20 protein-coding genes are annotated in these 20921 nt (G+C 64.5%); 13 read left to right on the forward strand and 7 right to left on the reverse strand.

Translation table 11 applies throughout. From position 1 onward, the window contains the following. Positions 1-182: 182 nt before the first annotated feature. Both LOY51_RS05165 and LOY51_RS05170 read right to left on the reverse strand, forming a co-directional pair. Positions 183-779, reverse strand: coding sequence for a superoxide dismutase (locus LOY51_RS05165; protein WP_125462752.1), 597 nt, complete (start codon positions 777-779; stop codon positions 183-185). 296 nt (positions 780-1075) lie between these two features. Continuing rightward, positions 1076-1675 (reverse strand): LysE/ArgO family amino acid transporter, encoded by a 600-nt coding sequence (locus tag LOY51_RS05170; protein ID WP_125462754.1) that lies wholly within the window; start codon positions 1673-1675, stop codon positions 1076-1078. A gap of 125 nt (positions 1676-1800) precedes the next feature. Between LOY51_RS05170 and LOY51_RS05175 the strand changes: the two genes are divergently transcribed. The 3 genes from LOY51_RS05175 (at position 1801) to LOY51_RS05185 (ending at position 4645) form a co-directional block, all read left to right on the forward strand. Beyond that, a complete protein-coding gene (locus LOY51_RS05175) occupies positions 1801-2691 on the forward strand; it encodes a LysR family transcriptional regulator ArgP (protein ID WP_258645072.1) in 891 nt (296 codons plus the stop codon). A 49-nt stretch (positions 2692-2740) separates the two neighbouring features. After that, positions 2741-3736, forward strand: a complete 996-nt coding sequence (locus LOY51_RS05180; protein ID WP_125857561.1) for an NAD-dependent epimerase/dehydratase family protein — start codon at positions 2741-2743, stop codon at positions 3734-3736. Between the two features lie 87 nt (positions 3737-3823). Then, positions 3824-4645 carry an ATPase gene (locus LOY51_RS05185; RefSeq protein ID WP_258645077.1) on the forward strand — a complete coding sequence of 274 codons (822 nt, stop codon included), beginning with the start codon at positions 3824-3826 and terminating at the stop codon, positions 4643-4645. Positions 4646-4727: 82 nt separating this feature from the next. On the opposite strand, the gene LOY51_RS05190 is transcribed toward LOY51_RS05185, so the two are convergent. Next, positions 4728-6200 carry an inorganic phosphate transporter gene (locus tag LOY51_RS05190; RefSeq protein ID WP_110993725.1) on the reverse strand — a complete coding sequence of 491 codons (1473 nt, stop codon included), beginning with the start codon at positions 6198-6200 and terminating at the stop codon, positions 4728-4730. Positions 6201-6507: 307 nt separating this feature from the next. Then, positions 6508-6714, reverse strand: a complete 207-nt coding sequence (locus LOY51_RS05195; protein WP_110993726.1) for a hypothetical protein — start codon at positions 6712-6714, stop codon at positions 6508-6510. A 575-nt stretch (positions 6715-7289) separates the two neighbouring features. Here LOY51_RS05195 and pcaR point away from each other — a divergent pair. The 9 genes from pcaR to pcaC all read left to right on the forward strand — a co-directional run bounded on the left by pcaR (position 7290) and on the right by pcaC (position 17007). Next, positions 7290-8159, forward strand: a complete 870-nt coding sequence (gene pcaR / locus LOY51_RS05200) for a pca regulon transcriptional regulator PcaR (RefSeq protein ID WP_125857563.1) — start codon at positions 7290-7292, stop codon at positions 8157-8159. A gap of 363 nt (positions 8160-8522) precedes the next feature. Beyond that, entirely contained in the window at positions 8523-9869 is a 1347-nt protein-coding gene (gene pcaK, locus LOY51_RS05205) for a 4-hydroxybenzoate transporter PcaK (RefSeq protein ID WP_110993728.1), read from the forward strand. A gap of 269 nt (positions 9870-10138) precedes the next feature. After that, positions 10139-10999 (forward strand): CoA transferase subunit A, encoded by an 861-nt coding sequence (locus LOY51_RS05210; RefSeq protein WP_125462761.1) that lies wholly within the window; start codon positions 10139-10141, stop codon positions 10997-10999. Then, entirely contained in the window at positions 10996-11775 is a 780-nt protein-coding gene (locus LOY51_RS05215; protein ID WP_125857564.1) for a CoA-transferase subunit beta, read from the forward strand. The genes LOY51_RS05210 and LOY51_RS05215 overlap by 4 nt, the downstream gene beginning before the upstream one ends. Then, positions 11772-12977 carry a 3-oxoadipyl-CoA thiolase gene (gene pcaF / locus LOY51_RS05220; RefSeq protein WP_190306076.1) on the forward strand — a complete coding sequence of 402 codons (1206 nt, stop codon included), beginning with the start codon at positions 11772-11774 and terminating at the stop codon, positions 12975-12977. Before LOY51_RS05215 ends, pcaF begins: the two co-directional genes overlap by 4 nt. Positions 12978-13148: 171 nt before the next feature. Beyond that, positions 13149-14438 (forward strand): MFS family transporter, encoded by a 1290-nt coding sequence (locus LOY51_RS05225; RefSeq protein WP_125462764.1) that lies wholly within the window; start codon positions 13149-13151, stop codon positions 14436-14438. Positions 14439-14447: 9 nt separating this feature from the next. After that, entirely contained in the window at positions 14448-15800 is a 1353-nt protein-coding gene (locus LOY51_RS05230; protein ID WP_258645085.1) for a 3-carboxy-cis,cis-muconate cycloisomerase, read from the forward strand. Positions 15801-15811: 11 nt separating this feature from the next. Then, entirely contained in the window at positions 15812-16603 is a 792-nt protein-coding gene (gene pcaD, locus LOY51_RS05235) for a 3-oxoadipate enol-lactonase (RefSeq protein ID WP_125857568.1), read from the forward strand. Positions 16604-16614: 11 nt separating this feature from the next. Then, entirely contained in the window at positions 16615-17007 is a 393-nt protein-coding gene (gene pcaC, locus LOY51_RS05240; RefSeq protein ID WP_070093782.1) for a 4-carboxymuconolactone decarboxylase, read from the forward strand. A 110-nt stretch (positions 17008-17117) separates the two neighbouring features. On the opposite strand, the gene LOY51_RS05245 is transcribed toward pcaC, so the two are convergent. Beyond that, on the reverse strand, positions 17118-17642 hold the full coding sequence (locus LOY51_RS05245) for an Mpo1 family 2-hydroxy fatty acid dioxygenase (RefSeq protein WP_125857569.1): 525 nt from the start codon (positions 17640-17642) through the stop codon (positions 17118-17120). A 91-nt stretch (positions 17643-17733) separates the two neighbouring features. Here LOY51_RS05245 and LOY51_RS05250 point away from each other — a divergent pair, with 91 nt between their 5' ends. Next, on the forward strand, positions 17734-18420 hold the full coding sequence (locus tag LOY51_RS05250) for a Crp/Fnr family transcriptional regulator (protein ID WP_125462769.1): 687 nt from the start codon (positions 17734-17736) through the stop codon (positions 18418-18420). Here the strand turns inward: LOY51_RS05250 and LOY51_RS05255 are convergent. Continuing rightward, positions 18320-19303 (reverse strand): LysR family transcriptional regulator, encoded by a 984-nt coding sequence (locus tag LOY51_RS05255; protein WP_125857571.1) that lies wholly within the window; start codon positions 19301-19303, stop codon positions 18320-18322. The two genes, LOY51_RS05250 and LOY51_RS05255, sit on opposite strands and share 101 nt — an antisense overlap. 186 nt (positions 19304-19489) lie before the next feature. After that, complete coding sequence (locus tag LOY51_RS05260; RefSeq protein ID WP_125857572.1) at positions 19490-20743, reverse strand: OprD family porin; 1254 nt, start codon at positions 20741-20743, stop codon at positions 19490-19492. Between the last annotated feature and the right edge of the window lie 178 nt (positions 20744-20921).

The following is a 20921-nucleotide window of genomic DNA, read 5'->3' on the forward strand; positions in this document are numbered from 1 at the left end:
CGGAATTGCCCTTGGCTCTATATCGGTTGAACGGCCATGCGACTTGAGTGCGCTGCATCAACTTTCCAGAAAATTGATGTTAGCGCGCTCTGCGTGCTGAGCAAGAGCACAAAGGCAGACAACGCGCGAAAAAAGGCGAAAAAAAACCCGGCGGCTGCCGGGTTTTTTCAATGCCTGGCTGATCAGGCGGTGAAGACCTTGCCTTCGAACTGCTCGGCAACGAACTTCCAGTTGACCAGGTTCCAGAACGCCTCGACGTACTTCGGACGCAGGTTGCGGTAGTCGATGTAGTAGGCGTGTTCCCAGACGTCGCAGGTCAGCAGCGGGGTGTCGCCGCTGGTCAGCGGGCAGCCGGCGCCGATGGTGCTGGCCAGGGCCAGGGAGCCGTCAGCTTTCTTCACCAGCCAGCCCCAGCCGGAACCGAAGGTGCCGACCGAAGTCTTGGTGAACTCTTCCTTGAACTTGTCGAAGGAGCCGAAAGCGGCATTGATGGCATCAGCCAGGGCGCCGGTCGGCTGGCCGCCGCCGTTTGGCGACAGGCATTCCCAGTAGAAGGAGTGGTTCCAGATCTGAGCGGCGTTGTTGAAGATGCCGCCCGAAGAGGTCTTGACGATCTCTTCCAGGGTCTTGCCTTCGAATTCGGTGCCTGGGACCAGGTTGTTCAGGTTCACGACATAGGTGTTGTGGTGCTTGTCGTGGTGAAACTCCAGGGTTTCCTTGGAGATGTGCGGCTGCAGGGCATCGTGGGCGTACGGCAGCGGCGGCAATTCAAAAGCCATGGTGGATCTCCTGATTCAGGTCTGTTCGCGGTTTGCGCAAGGCCGATCACGGGCGGCCCGGTGAGCGTCGGCGAGTTTGTACTCTTTGCGACGCAAGGGCTGGATCATAGCACCCGGTCTTGCGCATAACCACGCAACAACTATAGGGAATAGAGGTTCCAGAGCGGTTGGCGCGGCTGACCGGCGGGCTGTGGGGCCATTGTCGATGTGTACACGTGGGAGCGGGTTTACCCGCGAATGCAATGTTGCAGCAACCGCCGCATTCGCGGGTAAACCCGCTCCCACACTGTGTATCGTCAGTTGAAAATCAGTTGAGCCGCCACCGCGAACATCATCACCGCCACCATCAGGTCCAGCATCCGCCAGGTCGCCGGCCGTGCCAGCCATGGCGCCAGCCACGCAGCGCCCACCGCCAGGGTGGTGAACCACAGCAGCGAAGCGCTGGCGGCACCGGCCACGTAGGCGCCGGGCACGGTCTGCTGGGCGCCGAGCGAGCCGATCAACAGCACCGTATCCAGGTAAACGTGCGGGTTGAGCAAGGTCACCGCCAGCGCGCTGAGCAGCACTGCGCGGCGCGAGCGCACGCCCTGGCCCTGCTGATGCTGCAGGCTCTGCTTGGAGCAGGCGCTGCGCAAGGCCTTGGCGCCGTACCAGATCAAGAACACCGCGCCGCCCCAGCGGGCCACTGCCAGCAGCGTTGGGTTATGCGCCAGCACCGTGGCCAGGCCGAACACCCCGGCGGCCACCAGCAGCGCATCGCAGACGATGCACAACGCCGCCACCGGCAGGTGATGTTCGCGACGCAGGCTCTGGGCCAGGACAAAGGCGTTCTGCGCCCCGATGGCCATGATCAGGCCGAAGGCCACCAGCATGCCGTTCAGATAGCTTTGCCACATAGCGCCAACACTCCACTGACACCGGCGCAAGGGCCGGTGTTGATTGCCAAGAAAGATGTGGCCATTGTGGCGCCCTCGGCGGTATAAGAAAAACAAATAGAGCTGATCACTCATTAGAGAAATCGATGTTCGACTATAAACTGCTCGCCGCCCTCGCCGCGGTGATCGAACAAGCGGGCTTCGAGCGCGCCGCCCAAGTGTTGGGGCTGTCGCAATCGGCCATCTCCCAGCGCATCAAGCTGCTCGAGGCCAGGGTCGGGCAACCGGTGCTGGTGCGGGCCACGCCGCCCAGCCCCACCGAGGTCGGCCGCCAGTTGCTCAACCATGTGCAGCAGGTGCGCCTGCTGGAGCGCGACTTGCAACGCCAGGTGCCGGCGCTGGACGAGGAGGGCATGCCTGAGCGCCTGCGCATCGCGCTCAATGCCGACAGCCTGGCGACCTGGTGGGCGGGGGCCGTGGGGGCGTTCTGTGCCGAGCAGCAGGTGCTGCTGGACCTGGTGGTGGAAGACCAGGATGTCGGCCTCAAGCGCATGCGCGCCGGTGAAGTGGCGGCCTGCCTGTGCGGCAGCGAGCGGCCGGTGGCCGGGGCGCGGAGCATGCCGCTGGGGGCGATGCGCTACCGGGCGCTGGCCAGCCCCGCGTTCATGGCGCGTTACTTCCCCAGCGGCTTCGAGGTGGCACGGCTGGCGCGCACGCCGGCGGTGGTGTTCGGCCCGGACGATTTCCTGCAGCATCGCTACCTGGCATCGCTGGGGATCCAGGACGGTTTCCTCCACCACCTGTGCCCCTCGTCTGAAGGTTTCCTGCGCATGACCGAGGCGGGCCTGGGCTGGGGGCTGGTGCCGGAGCGCCAGGTGGCCGAGCAGTTGGGCCGTGGCGAACTGGTGGAAATCTGCAGCGATACCCCCATCGACGTGCCGCTGTACTGGCATCATTGGCGCAACGGCGGGCAACTGCTCGCCCAGCTGACCGAGCACCTGCGTCATTCGGCGCGGGACTGGCTGGTGCCCTTGTAGGCCTGGCCGGCGTCTGCTGCATCTGAAATCTGGCAAGGCGGAGTGTTACATGCGAATTCTGGTCACCGGCGCGAGCGGCTTCATCGGCGGGCGCTTTGCGCGCTTTGCCCTGGAGCAGGGCCTGGAGGTACGGGTCAATGGCCGGCGGGCGGAGGGTGTGGAACACCTGGTCAAGCGCGGCGCGCAGTTCATCCCCGGCGACCTGGGTGATGCCGAATTGGCCCGGCGGCTGTGCCAGGGCGTCGATGCGGTGGTGCACTGCGCCGGCGCGGTGGGCAACTGGGGGCGTTACCAGGACTTCTACCAGGGCAACGTGGTGCTCACCGAGAACGTGGTCGAAGGTTGCATCAAGGAGCATGTGCGGCGCCTGGTGCACCTGTCGTCGCCGTCGATCTACTTCAATGGCCGTTCCCAGCGTGATATCCGCGAGGAGCAGGTGCCACGGCGCTTTCACGATCACTACGGACTGACCAAGCACCTGGCCGAGCAGAAGGTATTCGGTGCCCAGGAATTCGGCCTGGAGGTACTGGCCCTGCGGCCTCGCTTCGTCACCGGGGCTGGCGATGCCAGCATTTTCCCGCGGCTGATGCGCATGCAGCGCAAGGGGCGTGTGGCGATCATCGGCAATGGCCTGAACAAGGTCGATTTCACCAGCGTGCACAACCTCAACGAAGCGTTGCTCAGTGCGCTGTTTGCCGAGGCGCCGGCGCTGGGGCAGGCCTATAACATCAGCAACGGCCACCCATTACCGTTGTGGGATGTGGTGAACTACGTCATGCGCCAGATGCAGCTGCCGCAGGTCACCCGCTATCGCAGTTTCGGCCTGGCCTACAGCCTGGCGGCGGTCAACGAGGCCGCCTGCCTGCTTTGGCCAGGGCGCCCGCAGCCGACCCTGACGCGTTCCGCGATGCAGGTGATGAGCAAGGACTTCACCCTCGACATCAGCCGCGCCCGCCAGTACCTGGACTACCGCCCGAAGACCGACACCTGGGCCGCGCTGGATGAATTCTGTCATTGGTGGAAAGCACAACCGGGCAACCAGTGAACCTGCTGCCGGGATGATGGTCTGCAGTGCGCCGCCTTGGCGGTTTATACTCATGCCTCTTTGCTACCACAGTGGTTGAATGCACCCATGCGTAACGACGCCCACGACGATTTCGACGACGTGCCCGCCCTGCGCGCCGGCACCCAGGATGACGATGAGCTGTTGCCCGCCCATGTCGCGCGCAGCCGCCGGAAGGCCGCGCAGCCGCGCAGCAATGGCCCGCTATGGGCGTTGCTGGGCGCCTCGTTCATTGGCCTGGCCGGGCTGGGCTGGTGGAGTTTTCAGCAGATCTCGCTGTTGGAGCAGCAACTGGTGGCCACCCAGGAAAGCTTTGCCCGTATCAGTGAAGAAGCGGCCGGGCGCCTGCAGGCGATCAGCGGCAAGGTCGACGCCAGCGAGTCGACCAGCACGACCGGCAGCGAAGCGTTGAAACTGCAGATCCGCCAGTTGCAGGCCAACCTGGCCGAGCAGGGCAAGCAGCAGCAGGGCGTTGCCGGCCAGGCAGGCGACCTGGGCAAGCGCCTGGAGCAGGTACTGGCGGATACCCGTGAGCAGCAGAAAGCCGTGACCGAGCTGCAGGGGCAACTGCAAGCGCAATTGAAGGCGGTGAATACGGAACTGGCGGCATTGAAGTCGGGCCAGCTCGACGGTGGCAAGCTCGATGGTCAGCTGAAGAGCCTGAGCAGCGAGGTGGAGGCCCTGAAGAAGCGCAACCCGAGCGCGGCGATCGAGAGCCTGGAACAGGATGTGCTGGTGCTCAAGAGCCAGGCAGATAACCGCTCGGCGCAATCGGCCGGGGGCGCCTCGGTGCAGGAGTTCGATGCGTTCCGCGGGCAGACCACCCGCAACTTCAATACCCTGCAGAGCCAGATCCAGAACCTGCAGCAGCAGATCAACGCTCGCCCCTGATACTTGTGCTGCCGGGCGCTTGCCCCGCGATTGGACCATAAAAAAAGGCGCCCGAAGGCGCCTTTTTTCATGACCACGGTTTTCAGCTCATGGCTTTGATAGCAAGCCAGAACAGGCCGGCGGACAGGCCCACCGTCGCCGGCAGGGTCAGTACCCAGGCCAGCAGGATGGTCTTCACGGTACCGCCTTGCAGGCCGCTCTTGTTGGCGACCATGGTACCGGCCACGCCTGACGACAGTACGTGGGTCGTCGATACCGGCAGGCTGAAGATGTTGGCCATGCCGATGGCGCAGGCGGCGGTGATCTGTGCCGACATGCCCTGGGCATAGGTCATGCCCTGCTTGCCGATCTTCTCGCCGACGGTCAGTACCACGCGCTTCCAGCCGACCATGGTACCCAGGCCCAGGGCCAGGGCGACGGCGACGATCACCCAGAACGGCGCGTACTCGGTGGTGGCGGTGAGGTCTTTGCGCAGCTTCTCGAGGTCGGCCTTTTCGCGCGGCTCGAGGCCTGGCAGTTTGCCGACCTTCTTCGCCGTGTCGTCCAGGCACAGCAGGTAGCGGCGTACTTCAACGCGCTTTTCGGCGCTCAGTGCGCGGTAGTCGGTCACACCTTGCAACGACGATTGCAGCGCGGCGATGGTCGGTTCGGTCTGCTGCGGGTTGCAGCTGAACTGCTCCGGCAGGTCGGCCGACTTGGCCTTGCCCAAGGCCAGGTACTCGCCCAGCGTCGCTGCATTGCGCTCGTAGAACTGGCTCAAGTGCATGGTGGCGTCGCGGGTGCGTTCGATCTGGTAGGTGGTGCTGTTCAGGTCGAGCACGAACTTGGCCGGAACGATACCGATCAGTACCAGCATGATCAGGCCGATGCCTTTCTGGCCGTCGTTGGAGCCGTGCACGAAGCTCACGCCCATGGCCGAGATCACCAGCACCAGGCGGTTCCAGAACGGCGGGTGCTTCTTGTCGTCGAGCTTGCGGCGCTGATCCGGGGTCTTGTGCATCTTCGACAGCGGGCGCCACCATTTCAGGCCCAGCAGCACCAGTGCGGCAACGGCGAAGCCGGCCATGGGCGAAAGCACCAGCGACATGCCGATATCGATCGCTTTCTGCCAGTTGACGCCATCGCCCAGCGGGATATCGCTGATCAGCGCATTGGCCAGGCCCACGCCGAGGATCGAACCGATCAGGGTGTGCGAGCTGGACGCGGGGATGCCGAAGTACCAAGTGCCCAGGTTCCAGGTGATGGCCGCGGCCAGCAACGAGAAGACCATGGCCAGGCCGTGGCCGGTGTTCACGTTGATCAGCAGCTCCACCGGCAACAGGTGGACGATGGCATAGGCCACGCCGACGCCGCCGAGCAGCACCCCGAGGAAGTTGAACACCCCGGAGAAGAATACGGCCAGGTGCGGTGGCATGGCTTTGGTATAGATGACAGTGGCTACCGCGTTGGCGGTGTCATGAAAGCCATTGATGAACTCGAAGGCGAGAACGAAGGTCAGAGCGAGCATCAGGCTCACGACGACCCAGGCATCCAGTCCGCTGAATAAATCGATCATGAAGGTTGTCTGGCGGTCTTTAGGGGGGCGGGATTATGCCAGAAAACCCTGCAAATCGATGCACCTGCCACAGATCGATGACGGATGACCGCAGGTTCAGGGCCGTGTTCGTTTGCTGGTTGCTAGCCGCGAACAGGCAGGAAAAAATCGCCAAATTCCCTAAAAATCAACGATTTGAGTGGAAATCGTTGTGTAAGATTTCGCTCAAACGGCCGTATGAAATTTGTGAAAATCCATTTCACCCACGGTGTTTCGGTAAAGATGCTGCCGCGCCGACGGTCGCTGACTGATGGCGCGGTGATGTCGCTCAGCTGCGTTCGCCGTCGCTGTGCAGATCCTTTTCCATCTTTTCCAGCTCTTGGGCGAACGCCTGGTCGCGAATGCTTGCGCGCTTGCGCCAGGGTTTACGTTCCGGGTCGGGTTGTGCGGCATAGGTGGTGACTTCGCCACCGTATACATCCTTGTAACGTTCAGCCTGTCGCTCGAGTTCCGCGCGCAGTTCTTCTTTCGTCACAGTCATACCTGAAGAGTTTGAAGTTTGGCATTGGCAGAGAGCTGCACATTGGATGTGCCGGCGTAGGCGGCCAACGCGAAATATCCGTCGCAGCGATGCCGGGGGTGGCAAGTTCAAGGCACGCTGAAAGTGCCGTTGTTCAACACCGGGCAAGCCAGACCAGGGCGGTGGCTTGAAGGTCATCAAGCGACGAAAGTTAGCTGATGGATCCACTTAACTGGCGGACAATCAACAGTAGCGATTATAGCAACAGCCCGAACGAAGACCATCGTTCTTTTCCGCCCGCCGACAATGGCCTGCAAGTTGTTATCGTCAGCGCCATATGAGTCTGTGGGCAGGGACTATAAGTTCAACCCGCCGGGTTGGAAGTTCAGCTCAGGACGGTTGAAATAAAAACGGCCTCGCGGGTGGGCGAGGCCGTTGCCTGAGACTTCTACGGTGGGTACCTGACCAGTCTCTCCAAAGAAGCCACATGTGGCAGGGGAAAGGTATAAGCAAAAGTGTCAGCGGTCAATTGCGATTATCGGCCGTTCGTTCGATAATCGCACGAACCAGCGTTTTTATGAGGTAGCTCCATGAGCGATGAAACCAGCGGCCCGGTGGCCAACGACCCCGCGCGCAGCACCACGCCGGCCATGGCCCCGCCAATCGTGGCGTCGGCGGCCAAGCGCATCCAGGCTTTCACCGGTGACCCGGACTTCATGACCTCTCTGGCCCGTGGCCTGGCGGTGATCCAGGCGTTCCAGGAACGCAAGCGCCACCTCACCATCGCCCAGATCAGCCACCGTACGGAAATCCCCCGCGCTGCCGTGCGCCGTTGCCTGCATACCCTGATGAAGCTCGGCTATGCGACGACCGACGGTCGTACCTATTCACTGCTGCCCAAGGTGCTCACCCTCGGCCACGCCTATTTATCCTCGACGCCGCTGGCGGTTTCGGCGCAGCCCTACCTGGACCGCATCAGCGACCAACTGCACGAAGCGGCGAACATGGCCACCCTCGAAGGCGACGACATTCTTTACATCGCACGCTCGGCCACCGTCGAGCGGCTGATTTCGGTCGACCTATCGGTTGGCGGGCGCCTGCCGGCCTACTGCACCTCGATGGGGCGCATTCTCCTGGCCGCGCTGGACGATGCCAGCCTGCACGAGTATCTGGACCGCGCCGACCTCAAGGCCCGCACCAGCCGTACCCTGCACGATGCGCAGTCGCTGTTCGCCTGTATCCAGCAGGTGCGCGAACAGGGCTGGTGCGTGGTCGACCAGGAGCTGGAGCAAGGCCTGCGTTCGATTGCCGTGCCTATCTATGACGCCTCCGGCCAGGTCCTGGCGGCGCTGAACGTCAGTACCCATGTCGGGCGGGTCAGCCGCAGTGAACTGGAACAGCGCTTCCTGCCGATCTTGCTGGCGGCCAGCCGGGATCTTTGCCATCAGCTGTTTGGCTGAGTGCGCAGTCATCCGTGGGAGTGGCGCAACGCCGCTCCCACAGCAAGCCTTGCGAATGCACCAGAATCGAACAGTACGAAAGTTTCCTGTGCGATAAACGCACAATGTCGTCTTCGACGAATTGCGCAGGCCCGGCCCGCTGATTAATGTCTGTCGCACAAGTCGGCTGTGCCGACCTGACAATAACAACAGGCCAAAAGGGCTCCTTCGATGAATACGCATCTTTTGCTGTCGCGGCCGCACCCGCGCACGCTACCGCTCAACTCCGGCTGAACCCAGTCCGCTGTTTCCCTGCGAAACTTATCGTTCCTGCGCTTTGCTGTACGCAGTAGCCTGCCTGCGCCTATCTTCCGGATAACAACAATGAACAAACCGCAATCAACCGTCGGCAACTGCCTCGACGTTCAGTCGTTCATCAACGACCAGCCACTGTCCCGGTATCAATGGCGCGTGGTGATTCTGTGCTTCTTGATTGTCTTCCTCGACGGCCTGGACACTGCCGCGATGGGCTTCATTGCCCCGGCACTGTCCCAGGAGTGGGGGATCGACCGCGCCAGCCTCGGCCCGGTCATGAGTGCCGCGCTGATCGGCATGGTGTTCGGTGCACTGGGCTCCGGGCCGCTGGCTGACCGTTTCGGGCGCAAGGGCGTGCTGGTAGGCGCGGTGCTGGTATTCGGTGGCTTCAGCCTGGCCTCGGCCTACGCAACCAATGTTGATCAGTTGCTGGTGCTGCGTTTCCTCACCGGCCTGGGCCTGGGTGCGGGCATGCCCAACGCCACTACACTGCTCTCCGAGTACACCCCCGAGCGCCTCAAGTCGTTGTTGGTGACCAGCATGTTCTGCGGCTTCAACCTGGGCATGGCCGGCGGTGGCTTCATCTCCGCCAAGCTGATCCCGGCCTACGGCTGGCACAGCCTGCTGGTGATCGGTGGCGTGCTGCCGCTGTTGTTGGCCGTGGTGCTGTTGGTCTGGCTGCCGGAGTCGGCGCGGTTCCTGGTCGTGCGCAACCGTGGTACCGACAAAGTGCGCAAGACCCTGGCGCCGATCGCCCCCCAGGTGGTTGCCCAGGCGGCGAGCTTCAGTGTGCCGGAGCAAAAGGCGGTGGCAGCACGTAACGTGTTCGCGGTGATCTTCTCCGGCACTTACGGCCTGGGCACCGTGCTGCTGTGGCTGACCTATTTCATGGGCCTGGTGATCGTCTACCTGCTGACCAGCTGGCTGCCGACGCTGATGCGCGACAGCGGCGCGAGCATGGAGCAGGCCGCGTTCATCGGCGCGCTGTTCCAGTTCGGTGGCGTGCTCAGCGCGGTGGGCGTAGGTTGGGCCATGGACCGTTTCAACCCGCACAAGGTGATCGGCATCTTCTACCTGCTGGCCGGCGTGTTCGCCTACGCGGTGGGGCAGAGCCTGGGCAACATCACCCTGTTGGCGACCCTGGTGCTGGTGGCGGGCATGTGCGTCAACGGTGCGCAGTCGGCCATGCCATCGCTGGCGGCGCGTTTCTACCCCACCCAAGGGCGTGCCACCGGCGTGTCGTGGATGCTCGGCATCGGCCGTTTCGGCGCAATCCTCGGCGCCTGGAGCGGGGCGACCTTGCTGGGGCTGGGCTGGAACTTCGAGCAGGTGCTCACTGCACTGCTGGTGCCGGCGGCGTTGGCGACTGTGGGGGTTGTGGTCAAGGGGCTGGTGAGCCACGCCGACGCCACCTGAATACCCCTGTGGGAGCCGGCTTGCCGGCGATGGCGTCAGGCCTGCAATCGGTATTCCCCTGTCAGGCCCAATCGCCGGCAAGCCGGCTCCCACAGGGGAGGGGCAGGCCTGGCATAGATGAGTAGCTGGACAACAAATGGTTCGATAATCGCACAAAAGTGCGATTATCGGATTGTAACCGCCCCGCCAGTCTCCTTAATCTGGGCCCATCGCAGCGACGCATGGGCCCGCTGCTCACCGACCCGGCTCGTCCTGACCAGGAGTCTCCAATGGCAGCAATCCTCTCGCTTCACGATGCCGTGAAGCAGTTCATCCAGGATGGCGACAGCGTCGCCCTCGAAGGCTTCACCCACCTGATCCCGACCGCCGCCGGTCACGAGATCATCCGCCAGGGCAAGCGCGACCTGACTCTGGTGCGCATGACCCCGGACCTGATCTACGACCAGCTGATCGGTGCCGGCTGCGCGCGCAAGTTGATCTTCTCCTGGGGCGGCAACCCGGGGGTGGGTTCGCTGCACCGCCTGCGCGATGCGGTGGAAAAGCAGTGGCCGCATGCCATCGAGATCGAAGAGCACAGCCACGCTGACCTGGCCAACGCCTATGTCGCCGGCGCTTCCGGCCTGCCGTTCGCAGTGCTGCGCGCCTACGCCGGCTCCGACCTGCCCAAGGTCAACCCGTTGATCAAGAGTGTCACTTGCCCGTTCACCGGCGAAGTGCTCGCCGCCGTGCCGTCGGTACGCCCGGACGTCACCGTGATCCACGCGCAAAAGGCCGACCGCAAGGGCAACGTGCTGCTGTGGGGCATCCTGGGCGTGCAGAAGGAAGCGGCCCTGGCGGCCAAGCGCTGCATCGTCACCGTCGAAGAGATCGTCGATGACCTCAACGCACCGATGAACGCCTGCGTGTTGCCGACCTGGGCCTTGAGCGCGGTGTGCCTGGTACCGGGCGGCGCCCACCCGTCCTATGCCCACGGTTACTACGAACGCGACAACCGCTTCTACCAGGCCTGGGACCCGATTGCCCGCAACCGCGAAACCTTCAGCGCCTGGATCGACACTTACATCCGTGGCACCACCGACTTCACCGAATTCAAGGCCAAGCTGGCCAGCACCGCGGAGGCCGCGCAATGAGCTACTCCACTTCCGAAATGATGACCGTCGCCGCCGCCCGGCGCCTGCGCAACGGTGCTGTCTGCTTCGTCGGCATCGGCCTGCCGTCCAAGGCCGCCAACCTGGCGCGCCTGACCTCGTCGCCCGACGTGGTGCTGATCTACGAGTCTGGCCCGATCGGAGCCAAGCCCAGCGTGCTGCCACTGTCGATCGGTGACGGTGAGCTGGCGGAAACCGCCGATACCGTGGTGCCGACCGGCGAAATCTTCCGCTACTGGCTGCAGGGCGGGCGCATCGACGTGGGCTTCCTCGGCGCCGCCCAGGTCGACCGCTTCGGCAACATCAACACCACAGTGGTGGGTGACTACCACGCGCCGAAAACCCGCCTGCCGGGTGCCGGCGGTGCGCCGGAGATCGCCGGTTCCGCCAAGCAGGTGCTGATCATCCTCAAACAGTCGCCACGGGCGTTCGTCGACAAGCTCGACTTCATCACCTCGGTCGGCCACGGCGAAGGCGGCGACTCGCGCAAGCGCCTGGGCCTGCCGGGCGAAGGGCCGGTCGGCATCATCACCGACCTGTGCATCATGGAGCCGGAAGCCGGTACTCATGAGTTTGTCGTGACCTCGATTCACCCGGGCGTGACCCGCGAGCAGATCATCAACGCCACCGGCTGGGCGATCCGCTTCGCCGACAATGCCCAGGAAACGGCGGCGCCGAGCGAGCTCGAGCTGACCGCGCTGCGCGACCTCGAAGCCCGCACCGCCGCCGCCCATGGGCAAGTGGCAGGAGAAGCCTGATGCGTGAGGTATTCATCTGTGACGCCATCCGCACCCCCATCGGCCGTTTTGGCGGTGCCCTGGCCGGCGTGCGCGCCGATGACCTGGCGGCGGTGCCGCTCAAGGCGCTGATCGAGCGTAACCCGAGCGTGCAGTGGGACCAGCTCGACGAAGTGTTCTTCGGTTGTGCCAACCAGGCCGGTGAAGACAACCGCAACGTCGCACGCATGGCCCTGTTGCTGGCCGGCTTGCCGCAGAGCGTGCCGGGCGTGACCCTCAACCGCCTGTGCGCTTCTGGCATGGATGCCATCGGCACCGCCTTCCGCGCCATCGCCAGCGGCGAGATGGAGCTGGCCATCGCCGGCGGCGTCGAGTCGATGTCGCGTGCGCCGTTCGTCATGGGCAAGGCCGAGAGCGGTTACTCGCGCAACATGAAACTGGAAGACACCACCATCGGCTGGCGCTTCATCAACCCGCTGATGAAAGCCCAGTACGGCGTCGACGCCATGCCCGAGACGGCCGACAACGTCGCCGACGATTATCAGGTTTCACGCGCCGACCAGGACGCCTTCGCCCTGCGCAGCCAGCAGAAGGCGTGTGCTGCACAAGCCGCCGGCTTCTTCGCCGAAGAGATCGTGCCGGTGCGCATTGCCCATAAAAAGGGCGAGACCGTGGTCGAGCATGACGAGCACCTGCGCCCGGACACCACGCTTGAAGCGCTGACCCGGCTCAAGCCGGTCAATGGCCCGGACAAGACCGTCACCGCTGGTAATGCCTCGGGCGTCAACGACGGTGCCGCCGCGCTGATCCTCGCCTCGGCCGAAGCCGTGAAGAAGCACGGCCTGACCCCACGTGCCCGGGTGCTGGGCATGGCCAGCGCCGGTGTGGCGCCACGGGTGATGGGCATCGGCCCGGTGCCGGCGGTGCGCAAGCTGACCGAGCGCCTGGGCGTGGCCGTGGCCGACTTCGACGTCATCGAGCTCAACGAAGCCTTCGCCAGCCAGGGCCTGGCGGTGCTGCGCGAACTGGGTGTGGCGGATGATGCGCCGCAGGTGAACCCCAATGGCGGCGCCATCGCCCTCGGCCACCCGCTGGGCATGAGTGGCGCGCGGCTGGTGCTGACGGCGTTGCATCAGTTGGAGAAGACTGGCGGGCGTAAAGGCCTGGCGACCATGTGTGTGGGGGTTGGGCAGGGGTTGGCGCTGGCCATCGAGCGGGTTTGACCTGTACCGGCCCTATCGCCGGCAAGCCGGCTCCCACAGGGACCACGCCATCCTGTGGGAGCCGGCTTGCCGGCGATAGGGCCGGTAGCCATGACCCACGGCCAAAGGCGGAACGAGTGTGTAACCAGGTATGTCTAGAATTACCTGTGACCCTCCAGGAGTAAACGCACCATGACCTCAACCTATTACACCGGCGAAGAACGCAGCAAACGCATCTTCGCCATCGTCGGTGCCTCGTCGGGCAACCTGGTGGAATGGTTCGACTTCTATGTCTACGCCTTTTGCGCCATCTATTTTGCCCCGGCCTTCTTCCCCTCCGACGACCCCACGGTGCAGTTGCTCAACACCGCCGGGGTGTTCGCCGCAGGCTTCCTGATGCGGCCCATCGGCGGCTGGATCTTCGGCCGCCTGGCCGACCGTCACGGGCGCAAGAATTCGTTGATGACCTCGGTGCTGATGATGTGTTTCGGCTCCTTGATCATTGCCTGCCTGCCGACCTATGCCAGCATCGGTGCCTGGGCGCCGGCGCTGCTGCTGTTGGCGCGGCTGATCCAGGGCTTGTCGGTGGGCGGCGAGTACGGCACCACCGCCACCTATATGAGCGAAGTGGCCCTGCGCGGCCAACGCGGCTTCTTTGCCTCGTTCCAGTACGTCACCCTGATCGGCGGCCAGTTGCTGGCGGTGCTGGTGGTGGTGATCCTGCAGCAGTTGCTGAGCGAAGAAGAACTGCGCGCCTACGGCTGGCGCATCCCGTTCGTGGTCGGTGCGGTTGCCGCGCTGATCTCGCTGGTGCTGCGCCGCTCCCTGGAAGAAACCAGCAGCGCCGAGACCCGCCAGGACAAGGACGCCGGCTCGGTCAGTGGCCTGTTCCGCAATCACGCCGCCGCCTTCATCACCGTGCTGGGGTACACCGCCGGCGGCTCGCTGATCTTCTACACCTTCACCACCTATATGCAGAAGTACCTGGTCAACACCGCTGGCATGAACGCCAAGAGCGCCAGTTTCGTGATGACCGGCGCGCTGTTCCTGTTCATGATCCTGCAGCCGGTGTTCGGCATGCTCTCCGACCGCATCGGCCGGCGTAACTCGATGCTGCTGTTCGGCGCCCTGGGCACGCTGTTCACCGTACCGCTGCTGATGGCGTTGAAGACCGTGAGCAGCCCGTTCATGGCCTTCGTGCTGGTGACCCTGGCACTGTGCATCGTCAGTTTCTACACCTCGATCAGCGGCCTGGTGAAGGCCGAGATGTTCCCGCCGCAGGTGCGGGCGCTGGGGGTGGGGCTGGCCTATGCGATCGCCAACGCGGTGTTCGGCGGTTCGGCCGAGTACGTGGCCCTGGGCTTGAAGACCCTGGGCATGGAGAACACCTTCTACTGGTACGTGACCGCCATGATGGCGGTGGCCTTCCTGTTCAGCCTGCGCCTGCCCAAGCAGGCGCAGTACCTGCACGATGATCACTAAGGACGTTGCATGAGCAACCAACTGTTCGACGCCTACTTCACCGCCCCGGCGATGCGCGAGGTTTTTTCCGACCGGGGCCGGCTGCAGGGCATGCTCGATTTCGAGGCGGCCCTGGCCCGTGCCGAAGCCGCCGCCGGGCTGGTGCCACATGCCGTGGTGCCGGCGATCGAGGCCGCCTGCAAGGCCGAGCGCTACGACGTGCGGGCATTGGCCGATGCCATCGCCACTGCCGGTAACTCGGCGATCCCGCTGGTCAAGGCATTGGGCAAGGTCATCGCCAGTGGCGTGGCCGAGGCCGAGCGCTATGTGCACCTGGGCGCCACCAGCCAGGACGCGATGGACACTGGCCTGGTGCTGCAACTGCGTGCGGCGCTGGCGCTGATCGAAAGCGACCTCGACAGCTTGGCCGACACCTTGGCCCGCCAGGCCCTGCAGCATGCCGACACGCCACTGGTGGGCCGTACCTGGCTGCAGCACGCCACGCCGGTGACCCTGGGGATGAAGCTGGCAGGTGTGCTCGGCGCCCTGACCCGTCATCGCCAGCGCTTGAAGGAGCTGCGCCCGCGCTTGCTGGTGCTGCAGTTCGGCGGTGCCTCCGGCAGCCTCGCGGCGCTGGGCAGCAAGGCGTTGCCGGTGGCCGAAGCCTTGGCCGAACAGTTGCAACTGACATTGCCCGAGCAGCCCTGGCACACCCAGCGCGATCGCCTGGTGGAGTTTGCCTCGGTGCTGGGCCTGATCGCCGGCAGCCTGGGCAAGTTCGGCCGTGATGTCAGCCTGTTGATGCAGACCGAGGCGGGCGAGCTGTTCGAACCCGCAGCGCCAGGCAAGGGCGGCTCCTCGACCATGCCGCACAAGCGCAACCCGGTGGGGGCGGCGGTGCTGATCGGCGCCGCCACCCGTGTGCCGGGGCTGGTTTCGACGCTGTTCAGCGCCATGCCCCAGGAGCACGAACGCAGCCTGGGCCTGTGGCACGCCGAATGGGAAACCCTGCCGGAAATCTGCTGCCTGGTGTCCGGCGCCCTGCGCCAGGCCCAGGTGATCGCCGAGGGCATGGAAGTGGACGCCCCACGCATGCGCCGCAACCTCGACCTGACCCAGGGGCTGGTGCTGGCCGAAGCCGTCAGCATCGTCCTGGCCCAGCGCCTGGGCCGCGATCACGCCCATCATCTGCTGGAGCACTGCTGCCAGCGCGCGGTGGCCGAGCAACGCCACCTGCGCGCCGTGCTCGGTGACGAGCCCCAGGTCAGCGCCGAGTTGTCCGCCGACGAACTCGACCGCCTGCTCGACCCTGCCCATTACCTCGGCCAGGCCCGTGTCTGGGTGGCGCGTGCCGTGGCCGAACATCAACGTTTCATTGCCTGAAGGAGACCGCTGTGGCGCACGTGCAACTGGCCGATGGCGTACTGCATTACCAACTCGACGGCCCGGCGCATGCCCCGGTGCTGGTGTTGTCCAACTCGCTGGGTACTGACCTTGGCATGTGGGACACGCAGATCCCGGCATGGAGCGAACACTTTCGCGTGCTGCGTTACGACACCCGTGGTCACGGTGCCTCGGTGGTCAGCGAAGGCCCCTACAGCATCGAACAGCTGGGTAACGATGTGCTGGCGCTGCTCGACGCGCTGGATATCCCCAAGGCCCACTTCGTCGGCTTGTCCATGGGCGGCCTGATCGGCCAGTGGCTGGGTATCAACGCAGGTGCCCGCCTGCTCAGCCTGACCCTGTGCAACACGGCGGCGAAAATCGCCAATGACGAGGTGTGGAACACCCGCATCGACACCGTGCTCAAGGGCGGTCAGCAGGCCATGCGTGACCTGCGTGATGCCTCCATTGCGCGCTGGTTCACCCCGGCGTTCGCCGCGGCCGAGCCGGCGATTGCCCAACGCATAACCGAGATGCTGGCGCACACCTCGCCTGCCGGTTACGCCGGCAACTGCGCCGCTGTGCGGGATGCCGATTTCCGTGACCAGCTCGAGCACATCCAGGTGCCGACCCTGGTCGTCGCCGGTAGCGCCGATGTGGTCACCACGCCGGAGCATGGCCGGTTCATGCAGGCTGGCATCCCGGGTGCCGATTACGCCGAGTTCCCGGCGGCGCACCTGTCCAACGTCGAGGTCGGTGCGCCGTTCAGTGACCGCGTGCTCGATTTTTTGCTGGCTCGCTGAGGACATACGCCATGGATGAGAAACAACGCTACGACGCCGGCATGCAGGTGCGCCGCGCGGTGCTGGGCGATGCCCATGTCGACCGCAGCCTGGAGAAGCTCAACGACTTCAACGGCGAGTTCCAGGAAATGATCACCCGCCATGCCTGGGGCGATATCTGGACCCGCCCGGGGCTGCCACGGCATACCCGCAGCCTGATCACCATCGCCATGCTGATCGGCATGAACCGCAACGACGAGCTCAAGCTGCACCTGCGCGCGGCGGCCAACAACGGCGTGACGCGCGAAGAGATCAAGGAAGTGATCATGCAGAGTGCGATCTACTGCGGCATCCCGGCGGCCAATGCCACCTTCCACCTGGCGGAGTCGGTGTGGGATGAGTTGGGGGTTGAGTCGCGGCAGTGAGGTGAATCGGTGTCGCCGTCATCGCCGGCAAGCCGGCTCCCACAGGGGCCGGCATCTGCTGCACCTGTGGGAGCTGGCTTGCCAGCGATGAAGCCCACGTAATGCCATCGTCAGACTGCGGCTTTCTTCTGGCGGATGGCCACCGGCCCGGCATTGGCCTCCACGGCTTTCTTCAGATCGCCACACAATCCGGCCATGAACGCCAGCTCCGCCACCACGAACAACGGCCCGATGATCAGCCCGCTGACATCATCGACAAACGCCGGCTTGCGCCCTTCGTAAGCATGCCCGACAAACTGGATGATCCAGCCCACCACAAACGCCCCCAGCCCGGCGCTCAGCCACAGCCCGGTGGCCTGTACGGCCAGTGCTTGGCCGGCCCACAGGCACAGCCCCAGCAACAGCCCCATCACCAGGCCGAAACGCAGGTCCAGGCGCAGGTAGAACCACACCGACCAGGTGGCCAGCAGCAACGCCGGTGACAGCCACAGACCTGCCACGTCCCAGCCGGGCCGCGACAGCAGGATGCTCACCGCCAGCACGATCAACGGAATACCGACGAAGTGGGTGGTGATATTGCGCGGGTCGCGATGATAGGCGGCGTATTGACTCAGGTGTTCGACGAGGTTTTTCATTGTTGTTCCTCCATCAGGGGTAGGCGCAGCTTGCCCCGTCCATTCGTTGTCGTCTGTCGCCTGGCCGACAGAGTCCGCTTTGCGAGGTGCCATGCACGATCTGCGTCCCCAGTTGCTGCACGGGCAATGGTTCCGGCAGTTGCCCACCAAGGTTCAGGATAGCCTGCTGGCCCTGGCGCGAACCCGCGAGCTGGCGCCAGGGCAATGCCTGTTCCAGCGTGGCGATGCGCCGTGCGGGCTGTATGCGGTGCTCGACGGGGCGATGCGGGTGGGGGCGGTGAGCAGCGAGGGCAAGGAGGCGCTGTTGACCTTGGTCGAAGCGCCGTACTGGTTCGGCGAGATCAGCCTGTTCGATGGCCAGCCACGCACCCATGACGCCTTCGCGGAAGGGGCTACACGATTACTGTGGCTGCCCCAGGCGCCTTTGCTCGAGTGGTTGGCCCGTGAACCGCAGCACTGGCGCGAGTTGGCGTTGCTGATGAGCCACAAGTTGCGCTGGGTATTCGTCGCCCTGGAGCAGCAGAGCCTGCTGGCCGCAGCGCCCCGGGTCGCCCACCGCCTGCTGCAGATCGCCGAGGGCTATGGCGAGCGCGATATCGCCCAGTGGCGCCTGCAACTGTCCCAGGAGCAGCTGGCGCTGATGCTGTCGCTGTCGCGCCAGACCATCAACCAGATCCTCAGGAACCTCGAACAGTCCGGCGTGCTACGCCTGGGCTATGGCGAGGTGGAGATTGTCGATGCGCCGCGGCTGCGGGCAATGGCTCAGCATCCAGGCTGACCAGGGTCTCGATCATCGCCCGCGCCGCCGGCGACAGGCGATAGCCGCTGCGGCTGACCACCCCGCAACGCACGCTCAGCACCTCCAGCCCCGGCGGCAGGTTGCGCCAGTGCAGGCGCACCAGGGTGCCGGCGGCCAGGTCCTCGGCCACCGCTTCTTCGCTGGCGCTGCCGACCGCGTCGCTGGCCAGCACCACGCTGCGCAGCACCGCCAGGTGCTCGGTTTGCAGGTGCGGGGTGAAGTCGTTGCGCCCGCTGAGGTTGGCCAGGCGCTTGCGTACCCCGGGGGCGAGCAGGGCGCAGGCCAAGGGGTAGGCGAACAGGTCGTTGGTCGACAGGCTGTCCTTGGCCAGCAGCGGGTGCCCGGGGCGGCAGAAGAACAGGCCGGGGCGTGGGTTGAGCGGTTCGGTGTGAAAGTTCGGGTCGGCCTCGAACGGGCGGATGTCATCGACGAAGAACTCGATCTGCTCGCGGCGCAGGGCCTGGCCCAGGCGCTCGGCGTTGTCCACCAGCAGTTGCGTGCGGATGCCGGGGTGGCGTTCGATGAACTGCTGCAAGGCCGCGGGCACCAGGCGCACCGCCAGGGCCGGGCCACTGCCGAAGTGCAGTTCGCCGGCGTCGAGCTTGGTCATCTGCGACACCTCGTTGTTCAACTGGGCGGCGCCTTGCACCAGGCGGCGGGCGTGTTGCAGCACCACCTGGCCTTCGGGGGTGGGGGGCAGGGCTTTGTTGCCACGGTCGACCAGGGTGCAGCCGAGGGTCTGCTCGAGGTTCTGGATGGCCCGGCTGAATGCCGGTTGGGTGATGCCCATGGCTTCGGCGGCGCGGACGAAACTGCGGTACTCGGTGAGGGCGATGAAATAGCGCAGTTGGCGGAGGTCCATGCTCGGGCTCTGGTGCGGGGATCAGGGCTCGGTTTTAGCTTTTGTTACATATAACGTCAAAGAATGTTATTTGATTTACTTATTCTTTTTTGTTGTTTGTTGCGGCGACTGACGCTATCGCGGGGCAAGCCCGCTCCCACGACCTGCAAAATCTTGCGTGGGAGCGGGCTTGCCCCGCGATGGGTTTCACAGCAGATTCAGCGGATAGCTCACGATCAACCGGTTCTCATCGAATGCATTGGTGCTGTAGTCCCTGCGCATGGTGGAGTTGCGCCATTTCACCGACAGATCCTTGAGCGCACCGGACTGCACCACATAAGCCAGCTCGGTCTCCCGCGCCCATTCCTTGCCGTCGTTCACCGCGCTGGTGTGCACGTTGTCACCCTTGATATAGCGGTTCATCAAGGTCAGCCCAGGGACACCGACGCTGACGAAATTGAAGTCGTGACGCACCTGCCAGGAGCGTTCCTTGGCGTTGTCGAAGCTTGAGTTGTAGCTGTCGTTGGCCAGGGTGCCGCCGCTGGTGCCGTTGACCCGCATCCAGGCGTCGTCGCCGCTGACCTTTTGCAGGCCGACGTAGAAGGTATGCCCCTTGTAGCGTGCCGAGAGCAGGGCCGAAGCGGTGCGGTTGTCCAGTTCGCCGGCGCGTTCGCTGCCATCTTCCTTGCCGATGAAGTAACCGAGGTTGGCGCCCAGGGTCCAGTCACCCAATGGCTGGCTGTGCACCAGGTTGAGGTACTGCTGGCGGTAGATGTCTTTGAGTTGCGCATCCCACAGCCCGATCATCGTGCGCTTGTCGTTGAAGGTGTATTCACCGCCAGCGAAGTTGAAGCGATCGGAGGTTGCGGCGGCGCGGCCCTGCATGAACATGTCTTCCATGCTCGCGTCATTGCGCGGGCTGTTGCCACGGAACTGGCCGCCATACAAGGTGAGGCCATCGATTTCCTTGGAGGTGAGCTGGCCGCCACGGAAGGTCTGCGGCAGCGAGCGGCCGTCGTCGGAACGCAGGATCGGCAGCACTGGCATCCATTCGCCGACCTTCAGTTCGGTCTGCGACAGGCGCGCCTTGAACGCCACGCCCAGGCGGCCGAAGTCATCGGCCGGGCGGCCATCGTCGTGCACCGGCAGCAGTTGGGTGCCGGCGGTGCCTTTGCCGCCGTCGAGCTTCTGCGAATACAGGCCCAGCACATCCAGGCCGAAACCGACGGTGCCCTGGGTAAAGCCGGAGCGGGCGTCGAGGATGAAGCTCTGGGTCCATTCCTCGGCCTTGCCCTGTGGGTTGGCCGGGTCGACGAAGTTGCGGTTGATGTAGAAGTTGCGCAGGTTGAGGCTGGCCTTGGCGTCCTCGAAAAAGCCGCTTTCGGCGGCCAGGGCGGGCAGGGCGCAGGACATGGCCAACAGGCCGGGCAGCAGCTGGCGTGCGGGGTGCAAAGTGCTCATCTGTCGTGGATCTCTTGTTTTTATTGGGCGAGCCGGGGCGCTGCGGGTGCGGGCCGCAGGGGACGGGCGTCTTTGTGAGAACTTGTGCAACGTTGCGTGGGCGATGGTGCGGGGGAGGGTGGGGGCGAGGCAATTCGCCGCAAGCGGAATGGGGCGATTATCGAACGTAATGTTGGTT

The organism is Pseudomonas sichuanensis, from assembly GCF_024749065.1.
Classification (GTDB): Bacteria; Pseudomonadota; Gammaproteobacteria; order Pseudomonadales; family Pseudomonadaceae; genus Aquipseudomonas; species Aquipseudomonas sichuanensis.

Coding starts and splice junctions, on each gene's coding strand:
- LOY51_RS05255 (WP_125857571.1), bottom strand. CDS start 19,303: ATGGACCTCCGCCAACTGCGCTATTTCATCGCCCTCACCGAGTACCGC.
- LOY51_RS05190 (WP_110993725.1), bottom strand. CDS start 6,200: ATGATCGATTTATTCAGCGGACTGGATGCCTGGGTCGTCGTGAGCCTG.
- LOY51_RS05260 (WP_125857572.1), bottom strand. CDS start 20,743: ATGAGCACTTTGCACCCCGCACGCCAGCTGCTGCCCGGCCTGTTGGCC.
- LOY51_RS05245 (WP_125857569.1), bottom strand. CDS start 17,642: ATGAAAAACCTCGTCGAACACCTGAGTCAATACGCCGCCTATCATCGC.
- LOY51_RS05180 (WP_125857561.1), top strand. CDS start 2,741: ATGCGAATTCTGGTCACCGGCGCGAGCGGCTTCATCGGCGGGCGCTTT.
- LOY51_RS05230 (WP_258645085.1), top strand. CDS start 14,448: ATGAGCAACCAACTGTTCGACGCCTACTTCACCGCCCCGGCGATGCGC.
- pcaC (WP_070093782.1), top strand. CDS start 16,615: ATGGATGAGAAACAACGCTACGACGCCGGCATGCAGGTGCGCCGCGCG.
- pcaK (WP_110993728.1), top strand. CDS start 8,523: ATGAACAAACCGCAATCAACCGTCGGCAACTGCCTCGACGTTCAGTCG.
- LOY51_RS05225 (WP_125462764.1), top strand. CDS start 13,149: ATGACCTCAACCTATTACACCGGCGAAGAACGCAGCAAACGCATCTTC.
- LOY51_RS05250 (WP_125462769.1), top strand. CDS start 17,734: ATGCACGATCTGCGTCCCCAGTTGCTGCACGGGCAATGGTTCCGGCAG.
- LOY51_RS05170 (WP_125462754.1), bottom strand. CDS start 1,675: ATGTGGCAAAGCTATCTGAACGGCATGCTGGTGGCCTTCGGCCTGATC.
- LOY51_RS05175 (WP_258645072.1), top strand. CDS start 1,801: ATGTTCGACTATAAACTGCTCGCCGCCCTCGCCGCGGTGATCGAACAA.
- pcaR (WP_125857563.1), top strand. CDS start 7,290: ATGAGCGATGAAACCAGCGGCCCGGTGGCCAACGACCCCGCGCGCAGC.
- LOY51_RS05210 (WP_125462761.1), top strand. CDS start 10,139: ATGGCAGCAATCCTCTCGCTTCACGATGCCGTGAAGCAGTTCATCCAG.
- LOY51_RS05165 (WP_125462752.1), bottom strand. CDS start 779: ATGGCTTTTGAATTGCCGCCGCTGCCGTACGCCCACGATGCCCTGCAG.
- LOY51_RS05185 (WP_258645077.1), top strand. CDS start 3,824: ATGCGTAACGACGCCCACGACGATTTCGACGACGTGCCCGCCCTGCGC.
- LOY51_RS05215 (WP_125857564.1), top strand. CDS start 10,996: ATGAGCTACTCCACTTCCGAAATGATGACCGTCGCCGCCGCCCGGCGC.